Source organism: Selenomonas ruminantium AC2024 (assembly GCF_000687995.1).
GTDB classification, from domain to species: Bacteria; Bacillota; Negativicutes; order Selenomonadales; family Selenomonadaceae; genus Selenomonas_A; species Selenomonas_A ruminantium_B.
In genome coordinates, this window is the sequence record NZ_JIAC01000001.1 from 102,759 (window position 1) to 117,398 (window position 14,640).

Here is a 14,640-nt window from a genome sequence, read left to right on the forward strand (position 1 = left end):
AGTTTAGGACAAATTCTTCATGATTCACTGAAGCAATATTTCCACAGCGTTTACTATCTCTTCTGGCTTTACCTGACAGATACAATGACTGTACGACTCTTTGCAGCCACCGTATCCATACCAGCTTGCACAATCGCCCAGACGATTATCTGGGCAGCATATCACATAATTTGTCTGCCAAGGAGCAAATCTTTGATTTTCACTCAAAATCCCCGCAAGTCTGCCACCAAAATTATCTTCTTCCCGTGAAACCATAACTACCGGAATAGCTTCCGCGGCAGCCATATGCATAACACCTGTGTCATTACCCAAATAGATGTTCGTCATAGATAAAACCGCCGCTGTTTCCAACACCGTTGTTTTGCCAGCTAAATTACATACCGAGTCTGCTGGTAACTGTGATTGTAAGTACAGAGCATCCTGCTGTTCACTATTTCCTCCCAAGATGACAAAATATGCATCTATCTTATGGAATAAGGCTCTACATACATCTGCATACTGCTTAACCGGATATTTTCGACTATCACCGCCAGCTCCTAAGCCCACAGCAATTAACACATGTCCCTCACCTACTGCATCAGCCAATATTTTTTCAGCTGCAATTTTATCTCGTTTCCCGAGCCAAATTTCCATACGCCGATCTTCCACTGTCATTCCCAAAAGTTCCAGCAAATAAAACGCTCGTTCAGCCTCATGAACAATCTCAGCAGGAATAATATATACATCCGTCATTAACGCCTTTTCCTGCGTATCATCTACTAAGGGCCACCCATATACAAAAGCAATATTACAGCTATACCCCACACGCCGCACTGCGCCACTCATGTATGCTACCACCTGCGTTACCGTCTTATCATCGCCCCATTGCGGACAGATACTCATATCATAACGTTCGTTCCAAAATTTCTCCGTACAAAGCTGCAATAATTCGGCAAAGAATTTTTGCTTATCGTTATAAAATGCTCTTACATCTAATACCAAAACTTGATTAACATATGGGCATTTATATACTAATGGATAAATCGCCGAACTGACCAACAACGTTATATAATCATTAGGATTATTACGCCGCACCTCTCGGACAAAACCTGTGGCCAGAACCATATCCCCCATAGCATTAAGCATCAGTAACAAAAGGTGATGTTGTCCATCTGAACATTTTTCACGAAATCCATTTTGCTGAAATATCGGTTCAAACATATTTACCAACGACTGACAATCCCAATTGATAAAATCTGTATTTCTCATGTATTGCTCAACGTAATACTTCCCATTTTCATTCATTATAGTCCCTTCATTTTCCCCAATACATAATCTTGGCGATATGGATCATTGGGTTGATCTAATTCTCGTGGAAGCATAACTACAGCTTCTGTATCCACAGACACAAGATTTTTATTTACAAAAGTAACTTCTAATACATCTGGAATAAGTCTCTCCGCCAAAGTAATAGCACCACTATTATTATTACCATGAACATGTACCATATAATGTGTCTGATTTAATTTATGTAAAACACTTAAAATCTGCATTCTTTTTTGATCCGTATGAGCCTTAATCAAATCATGTATTTCCAACACGATTTGATCGAACTGCATGAGCAACACTGGATTCACTTGTTCAAGAGCCCCCCATTCAGCACCTTCCACATCCATCTTTAGTAACATATGTTCTTCATGCATGTGCTCATTTTTCCATAAATACCACTCCAGAAACTGTAGTGTTGGTTCTTGTCCCATCTTATCAGCCAGACCATTCTTGAACCAATGAAACTCTTTCCTCTCATAAGGTAAGGCATCAATCGTATGGTCATACATATATACATCATAACCTCGATTAGCAACATCTTCATCCCAAGAAACATCATTATTGATGCCAAACGAATACGCAACATTTCCTTGAAAATCATCCAGCATAAGATAACCGCCATCATTCTCCCTGCCTATACGGCAGAATGATTTACCTATCGGATTAACCACTTGTAGTTCTTGCAATAGCAGCCGATAAAAATCCACCGATATATCCAAATCAACTTCTGTTGGCACCAGCACTAGATGCATATCAGGACCACCAATTCTAATATACTGGCTTTGCATAAAACGAATATTCATAAACAAGCTCCTTTTAATCAAATTTCTGCAAAATATTTTGATACATTCTTTCTAAAGAACCCATATAAGCCTCACTATCCATCAATGGCGACGCCTGCATAATTCGCCGCATGTTTTTACGCAATAATTCCAAAAGGTTAGTATCACTTGCCAGCTTTACGGCAATATCAATGTAATCATTCACACTCTCGGCCACAAGTTCTTCTAGGCCAAGATTAGCCAAAAAACTATAACCAAATCTTGCCCCATGTCGGTTGCCTTTAAGTGTCACAACCGGCACGCCCATATAAAGTGCTTCACAGGTCGTAAGTCCACCGGGATACGGGCTTGTATCCAACGCGATATCCATATCATGATATTGCGCTAAATAATCCTTGGACAGGCCACGAAACTCAATGCGCGTCAGTGGCATTCCCAGTTTTTTCAGGCGCTGTACTGTGTATTCCCGACCTTCTTCCGTTCCCAGTAAAGAATGCTTTAACAATAAACGAGAATTCGGCACAGCCTCCAAAATTTTCTTCCATACCATCAGCATTCCATCATTCACCTTGGCAAAATTATTGAAACAGCCAAAAGTCACATAGCCATTTTTACGGCACGGAGACTGTCCGACCTCAGGAAAATTTCCCAAAGGCCTATAACAAAAATGACTTTTAGGCAAACGCAGGAGCCTTTCCGTAAAATATGGTGAAGTTTCATCATCAGAACAATATACATCAGACAAGAACCACTGCATTTCATCCATACCAGTGCTGTTAAAATACCCAATACCCGAAAGCTGTATCATTGCTGGACGCCATGCAAATACTGGGAGGGCATTTTCTGCTGAATGACCAGCTAAATCCACCAAAATGTCTATTTCATCATCCCTTATCTGCCTTGCTATTTCTTGCCAATTTTCACCGGAAACTTCACGCCAAATCGCGCCTTTTTGCTGTAATGCCGCAGTCACCCAATCTGGACGTTTCGTTAGCGCGTAAGCATAGACGGAAAAACGCTCTTTATCATACTGGCAAAATAGTGGCCAGACAAATTGCGCAACAGCATGGTCACGCAAATCTGGCGAAACGTATCCGACCCGAATCTTTTGATGGTTCCACTTTCTTGTTGGATAAGGCGTTATAGAAAGGTTTCGCAACAAATTACGGTATAGTGCATATAGAGACTGCATATAATCAGCAGTTACGCCATCAATAGCATTAGCTGAAAACAATGCATTACTGCAATCCACTAGCTTTTGCTCACTGTCTGGCTCTAATTCTACTGACTTTTTGAACGCCTCCACAGACAACTGACTATCACCCAATCGGCGTAATACCGAGCCCAGCATACTCCACGCATCAGCTAGCAACTTATACTCGCCAGAGTCCGCAAACCTTTCAAAAAGTTCCTCTAACACCTTAACTTCTGATATGTACCGTTTCTGGTCACGCATGATATAGGCCATAAGCAGCATGCCTTGCAAAGATTTCATACCACTAGCATGCCAAAAATCCTGCAATATCTGCGCTGCTTCTGATAATTTTTTTTTACACCACAAGTCATACGCTGTTCTATACACCAGCATGATGCGCTGACGTTCTTTTACCATACTCCCACGCTCCATGTTTATCGCTGGCCCAATACTAACATCTCAATAACAATACAATACCATCTCACATCCTGTTGGAATTTTATTACCTAAATTGTATTCTGTGAGTAAGGACTTTTCATACTCTCCCAACCAATAATCTGTAACATCAATTGGATAATGACGAAACTCGAATCGATAACTAGGACAAATAGATGAAATATATTCTCGCAACATCCACAAATCTTCCGTTTTATGATAGGCACTTAATGCCATCTTTGGTTTCCATTTTATAATTGACGATGCTGCTCCCTGCAAAACATCCAGCTCAGCACCTTCTACATCCAGCTTAATATAATCAACTCGAGGAAGGTCTTTTCGCTCCACATAAGTATCTATGGATATAAAATGTGCTGTTTCATTTCCATTTTCTTGCTTAGAACTAGCTGTCCCTATACTTTTATAATGCTCCTCTCCTTCTCTATCAGACAGTCCCATATTTTCTACCACCACATCATGGAGCTTGGCCCTTTCACAACAAAGATTATAATTATACTTATCCATTTCAAAAGCGAAAACTTTTGCTCCTAATGAAGCAAACAGCTTTGCCGTTCCTCCATCATAAGCACCTCCATCAATAGCAATATCTCCTTGCTTTGGTAAAAAACCTTCCAACATATACTGCGGTTCCGGCGCAAAATGATAATCATGAATCCGGTTGGAAATTTTCCCAAGGATAACAGCCAAATATGCTTTTCTAGATTCTTCTTGCTCAAAACATGAATACGTTTCATATAGCCTTGGTAAATTTTCAGTCAGGATATTTTTTTTATCTATTGCATCCTGCATATCACAAAGTGAAATCGTATCAACCCCCACCTTGCTTATCTGCTTATCTAATACCGTCAACCACAAAAGAGGATGTAAGAACATTATTTTCACATCACGTGGATTAGACAAAAATTCTCTTATCCCTCTAACATGACATGATTCATGGTTAAGATTTTCTACATTTTTATCCCAAGTACATATAGTATCTAGCCTTATTCCCCAATCAATAAGTCCATCAACAATACCACTATCCAAAGTTGTATCCGGATTAAAATATGCACAAGAAATCTGTTGCGACTTAATTGCCTCCATACTGTACTCATAATTACGATGATAAGTTCTACTAACCATTTTTAAAAAATCTTTCATTTTCGACCCTCTCAATTATTTCTAGTATTTTATCTTCACAACTTGTCACAAATTAATCGCTCAATAGTTTCCAGAACCATTCTTGGTGTTATCTTTTTCGAACATTCCAATTCACGATTTGTTCCCTTATGATATGGACATTTATCATCACGCCAATCCACACGCAAATCATTGTAGCAGCCATGACATACCTGACGATTTTGAATGCGATACGGCGTAGCAAATTCCGAATGAGGGAGCGTTATACCACTAATCAGTACCACCGGACAGCCCACCGCATGTGCAAGCCATGAAAGACCGCTTGCCCCCCCGATAAAGAAATCGGCATAAGCTAACATATTAATGCGATCCATTAGCGTATAATTTCCTGACCTATCCTCTGCTCGATCCGGCATCTCAATACGCATACCATCTGTTTCCGTCACTCGGTCACGGTCTATACAAATCACACGATAACCTCGCTGCTGCAAATAATCCGCCACCTGTTCCCACCCTTTGGGGTAAAGCCAGCATTTGCGCGCTCCTGATGCTTGCACAGCAATGCAAACATATGGCTCTACTATTTCTCGCGGCTTGGTTGGATGATAACGAACCTCTGGAGCAACAGTATGCAACCCCAAAAGTTCTTGACCCACATAGTCCACCGCCAAGTTGCGGCTATCATCAGCTATAAGAAACGGCGGCGTTTGAAAGGCTCCAATATGATAGGTTGCATATGTATCCTCTGGAATCTCCGTTACAATCTGCAGTTCTGGGTAATAATTTGTCAATATCTCCCGAAAAGCAGGGTCGTCTAAAATCACACCTCGGCACTGCCATTTTTGTACAAAAGCACGTATATACGGGAGAAGCATGATTTTATCTCCTAGCACATTGCCTTCAAGAATAAAACACACCGTCTGGTCAGCTGCATCGTAAATATGGGAAAAGACCATGGTTTCATCATTATATACGTCGACTTGCCAACGAATAAAATACTGCTCCATGGATATTAGTACTTTCTCCGCTACCCTATCATCGAAAAAAATCTGACCACTATTCGCATCCGTGATTTTGATATGCCAGTCTCCAGCTGGAACAGCTACACGTATACCAGCATTAAAATCAATTTTCAGTCCTTCAATGCCTGTATCGCCTTTCACAGCTCCTGCCAATTCGTCGTAACGAACAAACATACCGCTATCAGCAGCAGTAAAATCCTTAATACCTGAATAAAAATATAATACCGGCCATGCGTGCATCATACCGCCCCCTCTAAAGCTGACTGTGCATCTCCACCAACGGTTCTGGTATAGCACCAATAACCACGTCTTTTAAAACCGCCTGCCATATATCCTGCCAAGACAGGTGCCTTTTTTGTATATGCAGTCTAAAAAAACTCAGACGTTCCATCTGGGAACGACGAAATAGCGGTGATGACAGGCCACCACTAAGCAACACATTATTTTTACGAAGGTAATCGCGATAGATATTTCCATCACCTATGGCAAAACCATCTGGAAGCTGTAAATCAACTATATTCCCTTTATCCTTTTCCCGTTGCAAAACAGGATGATTCTGACTATTCGTCAAGATCAAATCTATATTTTCATGACGCACCAACGTTGTGACCATGTGCTGTAACCTGTGTTTTACCACTAAATCCCCTGGGAAAATCCATTGAATAAATTCACCATCAGCAGACGCAGCTATATCCTTCCAAAGTTCCTCCCCATGTTCCTGAAGGTATATTATCTCTTTTTCGGTATCTGTAGTCATCTGCTGCAAGAAGTTCAACACCCACGTATCTTCTTCCTTTGCAGCTAACGAAAAGACAATCATATTCACATAGGGATACTCTTCCTGTAAGGCCGCTGCAAATGACTCCTTAAATGGCGTTCGTTGGCCGAAATACGGTAGGATGACCGACACCTTGTGTTGCTCAATACGAGCTTTCTCCTCACTATAATCATTGGCCAATTGTTGTGCTGCCAAAAGGACATTACGCAACAAAACATTAACTTTATTAGAGCAAACTGTGTATCTAAGCAATATATTCTGACAGTTCGAGTGAATAACAGCCTTATGTCCCTGCTTTAATTTCGGACGAACAGGCATTTTTCCTTCCAACAGATTATAAAATACATGCCGCCAATGATTAGCAAGATTCGTCTGTTTTGAATACTTTGCCACATTAGCCAGCCAACCCACAGCCGCCTTTGAGGCCGCCTGTTCACAACTACGCCAGGAAAAATGGGCTAAATGAATTCCTTGTAATGGTAAAGCTGTAAGTCTCTGCAATCCAGAATCTTTCTTAATTAAAGCATGATGATTCCCCTGACTGAGAAAAAAATGGGTCTTTTCAAAGGCCAACCGCCCCACCAATAATTTTCCCAAGGATTCTGGCTGTTCTTCACGATAACAATCTTCCGCCAAAATAAACTTTTTTCCTACATATTCATCTGCGGTCTGATAGGTTACCCATGGCAGCTGATAAATCTTATCTGGTGTACAAACAGTAAACAAGGCTTTACTGCACCATTTCATATCATACGCTCCATCCGGCAATAGGAACTCATCGGCATCCAAGGGCAAGACAAAGTCATAACGTTCGGCAAAAGCCTTTTGCATAAGATCGGTCATAATCTCCGATTGAGCCTGTTCAGCTCCGATATAATCCTCAACATCTAGAGACAGCCCCTCCTGTACAAGATCATCTAATATTTTCCTTGTTCCATCAGTACTGTTATGATTAACGATATAGATTTTATCAGCAAACGCTGTCGCATGTCGTACAAAACTTTCAATGATATCCGCCTCGTTGCGCACCATTGATATGACCGCTATACGCAAACTAATCACCAACCTTAATAAGAAATTTTACAGGTTACGAATCAATTCCGGCCTAAGAAATAGATGTCCACCACACTCTGTTGGCAACAAACTCCAGCCATCCACAAAGTCCAATCCCTCTTGCCATCCGGCAGCGGTCAATGCCTGACTAACATCTTCGTAACGTTGCAGAAACAATATGTACAACCGATTTCCCTTAGGACTTACCCGTTCATATTGCAACAGACGACCAGTCCAATCCTGATTTCCTTGAATTGCCAAGTATTTATCATCACCATCAAAGTCAAATAATTCCTTAATCGCCGCTTTTGAAGCCTCATTTGCACAAAATATTCGTTGACGCCTGCTACCCATAGCAAAAACTTGCCGTGCCAAGTGCAAATCATGTTTGTGTTGCGCCTCCAACTGTGCAAAAAAACGATACAAGAAATCAGCGTCACACCAAGGAGTCTGAGCGAATACAGTATAGAACAGTCTATCGTAAACATCATCTTCTCGTATTCCCAAGCTGCCTGCCTCGTAATGATAAATGGCCGAAGTCAACTGCTGAACACCACGCATCTGCAATATTGGAACATAGGCATTATAAGCAATATCCAAATGCAAATAATCCTTGGAATAGAAAAGATTAAGAATATCCTGATCATAAAACGCAAAACCTGGAATCTCTTTTAGCTTACAGACTCCATCCTGCAAGATATTCCCCACTGCCAAGAATTTCTGTCGATCCACCAACAGAACTCCAGAACTAAAGTAATCGCGCCCGTCTACCCAGCCGACCAACACCAGCGGATTTTCCGCTTGGTGGCCGGTATTATCAGAATCAGATACCGCCGCCATAGTATGTCCATCTAATGAAACTTTCCATAAAAACGCAATATCCATATTGACCACAGTATCTGCATCAAGATAAATAAACCTTGTCACTTCTTCTGGCAGAAATTTTGCCGCAAACAAACGGTAAAAAGCACCGTATGTATATCGTGACAATCCGACTTGAGGCAACGCCTGATACAAAAAAACAAGATCTGACGTTGCCAACCTTTTCATGTTATAAAAAGAAATTTTTTGTTGAAAGGACACAACAACCTGCTGAAATCGTCGTCGTTCTTGTTCAGTCAATGTCTCATCATGCAGTAAATGAATATGTAAATCTTTTTCCATATGGTGCATAAATATTGACCAAAGCGATGTCCCTAAAAATTTACTATATGTTCCCTGTATATCCGTTAATGCATAGCATATATGAATCATTATTTCCTCCATAATAAAAACGCATCTTACCTAGCATCAACAATTAGATCCATATAAAATTGTTATCGCACACATAATATCCTCTGCACGATTACGCCAACAATGGCGCTTTTCTGCAATTTTGCGCGCACTTTTGGCAATTGATAATCGCCAACTTTCGTCAGCCAGCAATTTATGAATTACTTTTATTTGCTCATCACCATTCTGCCAATCATAAAGAAATATTTCCTGACCGCAAACAAATTCTTCCTCCAAATAACTACTGTATTCACTAACCACCACAGCCCCATTCAACATAGCAGTAAATACTCGATCATGTGCCCCATGATTAAATTCTGCTTGATCTTGAAAAACTATTTTTGCCTGTGAAAATACTTTAACATTATCTTCATAAGGTATAGGACCATGTAATATCAATTTATTTACAAAAGGTACGCTTTCCCAATTTGCACCAAACACATCTACACGAATATCATTTCGCACCAACATTTCTAATGCGCGATACCGACGTTGCATCTTTATGTATTGCAAAACTTGCCAAAAGTAAGGCAATAATCTTTCCAAATAAATAACATCTACCAAGCCATGTATTTTTAATACTTCCCTAACTGCATCTACTGTTGTTACTGGATATACTTCCATATAATCTGCTACTTCATCCAACAGATATGTTATTTGCCTATTTACCGTTCCATCATGCCACATCCTTATCGCTGGCCCATCTTGCCAACGAGACGCTGAAAAAACGACGTCATACTTTCTATCCGCCCCCTCCACCAATCCATCATATTGTGTTCCGGCTAAAGGCATAAACATTTTATTCATATTTTTCGATGGATAGGCTATATCTAATATTTCGCCTGCCCTTTTATCCAAATAAGTTACCAGATGCTTACGACAAGGAAAGTCATATCCACCAACATACCTATTATAGGGTACATCCAACATAACCGATACATGAGGAATATCTATTTCACTCTGCCTAGGACTTGCAGTTAATCCTATACCATTAAACCCTACACTAAACCATATCAATTCAGGATGCTGTAGCAATTCATCCACAGCTTCAACAGATTTATAATCATCCATATCACATACAATGACATCTACACCGCACTCCCTGAATCCTTGGATAAAGCTTTTCATATTTTCCCAGATAACGGTCCCATAACTTTTCCTAATATAACAAAGTATATTCTTCATTTCTCTCACTTCTCTTATTATATAAAAAAACATTTTAAACCATCATATATGCACCTATTTAATCAAAAAGATATCTGACTGAAAATCCTTACTGCTTTGACGAAATATCTGTAACGAATCCAACGGATATACAGTTTTATTTCCTTTCATATACTCTTGAATAAGAATATATCCCTTATATTCACATTCCCGTAAACATATTAAAACATCATCAAAAAAACCATATTCCCCCCATAAATATGGATTCAACTCCATATAAAGGGGTATTTCATTGTTTTTTAATATATTTTTTGCCCCACTTACTACTAGAGGTTCAAATCCCTCTGTATCAATCCAAATATACTTTATTTTGCCAGTTTCTAAATTGTTACCGAAAAAATAATCATCCAACGAAATAAGCGATACCTCCACTGCATGACCACCGCTGTTCTTAAGCAAGCTGCTACCTCCAGGATTCTCTTCATCATAGTATAATACTTTTCTTTCACTACGATTAGATAATCCATAGGATTCAATGCGTGATTCATCCGCAAGTTCATTTATCTCTATATTGATTTTTAGGAGACGATTGTTGCGTACCGCTGGTTCAAAGGCAATAATTTTTATATTTTCATCTAATTTCTTGCGAAAATAAATACTGGTAGTACCAATATTTGCGCCCAAATCTAAAAAATATCCCTCCTCATCATCTCGCAATATGTAAAACTCGTGAGCAAGTTTATAAAATAACTTCATCTCATCTGTCGACCAAGTTTGACCATCCCGATACATATAAGGCATAATAACACAATCCGTTACCGATGCTACAAATGTAATATCATCCACCTTGCATGTGCAATATTCCTTCCAAGCACACTCTTGTCGCCATAAAAGTAATCTGCGCATACTTCCTACATTATCCCTCAATAGGAACATAGCCTGATCAAAATTTTCATACCAACTCTCAATTGAATATATAAAAACTACTCTATCCTTGAAAAATCCAACTTTCTCTAGCATTTTTTGCAAATCAAAATCTCTTATTCTTTTGGAAATAAGCAACAAATCAATTTCATCATCAATCAACCGAACATTCTTTTCATAGGGAGGGATAATCTGTACAATCTCCAAACGATCAAGATGCATATTTTCATTTATCCATTTCTTTCCATACCCATCTATATCCCAGATAACCACACGTGCTTTCATACCATATACTCCATGTAAAAATTTCACCGTACAATTGTTTGCATGTCATAAAAGATGCTCCTGATTTATACACAATAAACCAATTCGACCATTAATGCATCTTTCGCACAAAATTTCGAATCCAATAAACTATTCCTATTCTCGTTTCTCACAAAATACACACCGGCCTTCACCATAAAATAATTTTCCCTTGCTATGCAACCGATGTCGTAGTTTTGCCAACACAGCCTCTCGATTAGGAATATCCAACGAATCCCCCAAGATAAGTATAATATCCTGTCGTGCTGGAATACCTGCTGTTATCTTCTCCCAATCAGAAACATAGCGAATTGGAAAATCCCTGACAGCCAGTCTTGCTTCCGTCTCATTAAATACAATACCTGACAGACGCATTTGTGGATATTTACGATGTAAATAACAAAGATCCAGTCCCACACTGCAACGAATCAGCAATACCTGCTTTTTGGCATCCTCCGATTGCAAAACTCCTGTCATTCCATGAAAAACTTTATAATCATATTTTACCTGCCACTTATTAAGGAATTTTTCCTTATTTTCCTGCAATATGCCAGCAAAGAGTTCCTGTTTAACCCTTGCTTTCTCTGGGTCACTCTCATCCTTAAACGAGGCGCTACCATAGTGATGAATAAAAGTATCTGTGCACAGCAACAATCTCCAGCCAGCCTGCCGAATGGCAAATGAATAGTCATCATCTTCATAATTTCCTGGACTGTAACGTTCATCAAGGCCACCGAGTTTCTCGTATACTTCATACTTCAACAAAAAGCAAAATCCTACCAATGTTGGCCAAGTATACCACTTCTGTGTATCCGAATGGTTATAGTCTTCAGAAAAAGCTATCAAATCTTCCATAGTCTGATAAGAAACATCGATTGCTTGTTGATTAGAACAGTTATTTGTGACGCAGCTTACTGCTCCCACCTTGTCAGCGCTATATAAAGCCCTATGCAAATTATCCAGCCATCGTGGAGTCACGATGGTATCACTATTGAGCAATAATAAATCATTGCCAAATGTGGCTGCCTGCATTCCTTGATTACAACCTGCCGGAAACCCCACATTCTCACGATTTTCCAGCAGTTTTACGTCCTTTTGCTGACGCAACCAGTCTACCGATCCATCTTCTGAAGCATTATCTACCACAATTATTTCATATTTTTTTTTAGACGTATACGCCCTAATACTCTCAATGCATAAACGCGTATATTCTTGCGTATTATAGCTTACTATTATAATGCTCGTTTTCCTCATAATTCCCTAGCTCCATTGATTTGAATAGGCGATTCTTTTGGCAGGCAGATGACATTTATCGAGGCAATAGATATATTAGCCACAGTTTCCTCATCCACAGGAATTGTCGCTATAAATACATTTTCTGGATTATGAAAGAAATTATCTTCATTGTAAAGTGGCGCATTGTGGTCAAAAATACGATATCCCAAAGATTTCGTATATGCTAGCAACTTCTCTCTTTTCTGCGGTCTATCAGCTTCCATATAGATAACCGGACGATATTTCTCAATCGTTTTCCGCGCTCCTTGCAGAACGTTTTGCTCCATACCTTCCACATCAATCTTCATAAAATCACAACGCGGTAACTCCAACGAATCCAACGTTATTACTTGCACTGGCTCTCCAGCCTGACTGTGTTCCAGAGACAATCCTCCCCAGTTCACTATATCATCAACATCCAACACTGGCACCAAGATTGTACCCGATTTATCGCTGACACATTGTTGCTGACAAAAAACATTAGTTATCCCATTTATGGCCATATTTCCTGCCAGCAACTGGAAAACCAATCTTTGCGGTTCAAATGCCCACACCACACCGCTATCTCCTACCAGCTGCGCTAGATGTACTGTATGTGAACCTATATTAGCTCCAACCTCTACCACTGTATCTCCCGGCTTAATGAAAAATTCAAAAATACGAGCTTCCGACTCAGAATACTCACCATATAACTCTAATGATTTCCCAATATATTGATCCCTAGTATTATATATAATCTTCCCATAGCGAAAATCTATACATTTATTCATGCTTTTTCTCATAACTTTTACCTCATTCCTGCAAACACCGTTGTACCTGCTTCCATACCTGCTCTACCGTAATTTCCCTTGAACACTCTAATTCACGTTCCGTCCCTTGATGATAAGGACATAAACTGTTTTTGTCACTCACACGCAAGTCATTATGACAGCCATGACATACCTGATAATTAATGACCCGATAAGGCGTAAAGAATTCATTACTCGGCAATGTAAAACCGCTGATCAACACTACTGGCGTTCCAGCAGCATAAGCCAACCAGGAAAGGCCACTGGATACACCAATGAAACAAGCTGCTCCGGCCAGCAATTCCAAACGTTCTATCAAAGGCCGGTAACCTGTAAAATCTTCTGCTCCTTGCGGAATTCCAGCAACATATCTGCCTTCTCGTAATTCTTGATTACCATCAATACATAGTACCCGATAGCCAGACTCCTGCAATTTTGCTGTAAGAATCTCCCATCCGTGCGGATAGTGCCAACATTTTTTTATTCCTGTGGCCTGAGTAGCTATACACACATACGGAAATTTGTCAGCAGTCACAGCGTTTCTGTCCACCAGCCGCAATTTTGGAGGTATTATCGGCATATGCAATATAATACTTCCCATCTGCGGCAATGGTATCAGACGTGCATCTACTGGCGACAATATCGGTGTATCCTGAAATATTCCCAACACAAAAGCGGCATAGCAGTCCACAGGAAAATCTTTAACCATTGTTAACTGAGGAAAACATTTGCCAAGCAGCGATGAAAAATTTTCCTGCCACTGACAGACAATCCTACAATTATACCGCTTCTGAAAAGCCAATACATAGGGCATAATGGCCAACATATCCCCCAATGCATTTCCTAAATGCATATATACCAGTTGCCCTGTCACATCCAACTGATGGACAAAAACCAGTTCTCCATCCTTCATGACTTCTACCTGCCAGGGAATATAATATTTCTCCATAGAAATCAAACACTGCGCGGCAAGTTTTCCGGCAAAATATTCTTGTCCGCTTTCGCCATCTCTAATGCGGATAAAGAAATCACCGTCAGGCACTTCTAGACGCAGACCAAAATTAAAGTCTAGTTTTAAGCCTGTGATACCTGTATCCCCCTTGACTTCACCAGCTAACTTATTCAGTTTTATCAACAATGCTTGCTGATAGGCTGTCATCTCATTCTGCGCTGCGCTAAAAACGACAATCGGTTTCATCTC

At 39.9% G+C, this 14,640-nt stretch carries 12 protein-coding genes; all 12 read right to left on the bottom strand.

The annotated features are described in order from the left end of the window. Nucleotides 1-24: 24 nt before the first annotated feature. The 12 genes from P157_RS0100480 to P157_RS13490 all read right to left on the bottom strand — a co-directional run bounded on the left by P157_RS0100480 (nt 25) and on the right by P157_RS13490 (nt 14,637). Entirely contained in the window at nt 25-1,284 is a 1,260-nt protein-coding gene (locus P157_RS0100480; protein WP_026759286.1) for a glycosyltransferase family 9 protein, read from the bottom strand. Further along, complete coding sequence (locus P157_RS0100485) at nt 1,284-2,111, bottom strand: FkbM family methyltransferase (protein WP_026759287.1); 828 nt, start codon at nt 2,109-2,111, stop codon at nt 1,284-1,286. The genes P157_RS0100480 and P157_RS0100485 overlap by 1 nt, the downstream gene beginning before the upstream one ends. A gap of 13 nt (nt 2,112-2,124) precedes the next feature. Then, nucleotides 2,125-3,702, bottom strand: a complete 1,578-nt coding sequence (locus P157_RS13470; RefSeq protein ID WP_051598412.1) for a tetratricopeptide repeat protein — start codon at nt 3,700-3,702, stop codon at nt 2,125-2,127. 42 nt (nt 3,703-3,744) lie between these two features. Continuing rightward, the gene (locus tag P157_RS14720) at nt 3,745-4,881 is read right to left on the bottom strand and encodes an FkbM family methyltransferase (protein WP_026759288.1); all 1,137 of its coding nucleotides are present in this window, start codon (nt 4,879-4,881) and stop codon (nt 3,745-3,747) included. A gap of 35 nt (nt 4,882-4,916) precedes the next feature. Then, the gene (locus P157_RS0100500) at nt 4,917-6,125 is read right to left on the bottom strand and encodes an autotransporter strand-loop-strand O-heptosyltransferase (protein ID WP_080695338.1); all 1,209 of its coding nucleotides are present in this window, start codon (nt 6,123-6,125) and stop codon (nt 4,917-4,919) included. 10 nt (nt 6,126-6,135) lie between these two features. Next, nucleotides 6,136-7,692, bottom strand: a complete 1,557-nt coding sequence (locus P157_RS0100505; protein ID WP_026759290.1) for a glycosyltransferase family 2 protein — start codon at nt 7,690-7,692, stop codon at nt 6,136-6,138. A gap of 48 nt (nt 7,693-7,740) precedes the next feature. Beyond that, the gene (locus P157_RS0100510) at nt 7,741-8,979 is read right to left on the bottom strand and encodes a glycosyltransferase family 8 protein (protein WP_080695341.1); all 1,239 of its coding nucleotides are present in this window, start codon (nt 8,977-8,979) and stop codon (nt 7,741-7,743) included. Nucleotides 8,980-9,003: 24 nt separating this feature from the next. Beyond that, nucleotides 9,004-10,170 carry a glycosyltransferase gene (locus P157_RS0100515; RefSeq protein ID WP_026759292.1) on the bottom strand — a complete coding sequence of 389 codons (1,167 nt, stop codon included), beginning with the start codon at nt 10,168-10,170 and terminating at the stop codon, nt 9,004-9,006. Nucleotides 10,171-10,224: 54 nt separating this feature from the next. Continuing rightward, entirely contained in the window at nt 10,225-11,358 is a 1,134-nt protein-coding gene (locus P157_RS0100520) for an FkbM family methyltransferase (RefSeq protein WP_026759293.1), read from the bottom strand. Between the two features lie 135 nt (nt 11,359-11,493). Further along, the gene (locus P157_RS14725; RefSeq protein ID WP_051598413.1) at nt 11,494-12,630 is read right to left on the bottom strand and encodes a glycosyltransferase family 2 protein; all 1,137 of its coding nucleotides are present in this window, start codon (nt 12,628-12,630) and stop codon (nt 11,494-11,496) included. Then, nucleotides 12,627-13,433: an FkbM family methyltransferase gene (locus tag P157_RS13485; protein WP_037368041.1), complete on the bottom strand. Its 807-nt coding sequence runs from the start codon at nt 13,431-13,433 to the stop codon at nt 12,627-12,629. Before P157_RS13485 ends, P157_RS14725 begins: the two co-directional genes overlap by 4 nt. A gap of 10 nt (nt 13,434-13,443) precedes the next feature. Next, nucleotides 13,444-14,637: an autotransporter strand-loop-strand O-heptosyltransferase gene (locus P157_RS13490; RefSeq protein ID WP_196243089.1), complete on the bottom strand. Its 1,194-nt coding sequence runs from the start codon at nt 14,635-14,637 to the stop codon at nt 13,444-13,446. Nucleotides 14,638-14,640 lie beyond the last annotated feature (3 nt).

What these genes read in the sequence shown, in the direction of transcription:
- P157_RS0100500 (WP_080695338.1), bottom strand. Translation starts at nt 6,125, where the DNA reads ATGATGCACGCATGGCCGGTATTATATTTTTATTCAGGTATTAAGGAT.
- P157_RS0100485 (WP_026759287.1), bottom strand. Translation starts at nt 2,111, where the DNA reads ATGAATATTCGTTTTATGCAAAGCCAGTATATTAGAATTGGTGGTCCT.
- P157_RS0100480 (WP_026759286.1), bottom strand. Translation starts at nt 1,284, where the DNA reads ATGAATGAAAATGGGAAGTATTACGTTGAGCAATACATGAGAAATACA.
- P157_RS14725 (WP_051598413.1), bottom strand. Translation starts at nt 12,630, where the DNA reads ATGAGGAAAACGAGCATTATAATAGTAAGCTATAATACGCAAGAATAT.
- P157_RS13485 (WP_037368041.1), bottom strand. Translation starts at nt 13,433, where the DNA reads ATGAGAAAAAGCATGAATAAATGTATAGATTTTCGCTATGGGAAGATT.
- P157_RS14720 (WP_026759288.1), bottom strand. Translation starts at nt 4,881, where the DNA reads ATGAAAGATTTTTTAAAAATGGTTAGTAGAACTTATCATCGTAATTAT.
- P157_RS0100515 (WP_026759292.1), bottom strand. Translation starts at nt 10,170, where the DNA reads ATGAAGAATATACTTTGTTATATTAGGAAAAGTTATGGGACCGTTATC.
- P157_RS13470 (WP_051598412.1), bottom strand. Translation starts at nt 3,702, where the DNA reads ATGGTAAAAGAACGTCAGCGCATCATGCTGGTGTATAGAACAGCGTAT.
- P157_RS0100505 (WP_026759290.1), bottom strand. Translation starts at nt 7,692, where the DNA reads ATGGTGCGCAACGAGGCGGATATCATTGAAAGTTTTGTACGACATGCG.
- P157_RS0100510 (WP_080695341.1), bottom strand. Translation starts at nt 8,979, where the DNA reads ATGGAGGAAATAATGATTCATATATGCTATGCATTAACGGATATACAG.
- P157_RS0100520 (WP_026759293.1), bottom strand. Translation starts at nt 11,358, where the DNA reads ATGAAAGCACGTGTGGTTATCTGGGATATAGATGGGTATGGAAAGAAA.
- P157_RS13490 (WP_196243089.1), bottom strand. Translation starts at nt 14,637, where the DNA reads ATGAAACCGATTGTCGTTTTTAGCGCAGCGCAGAATGAGATGACAGCC.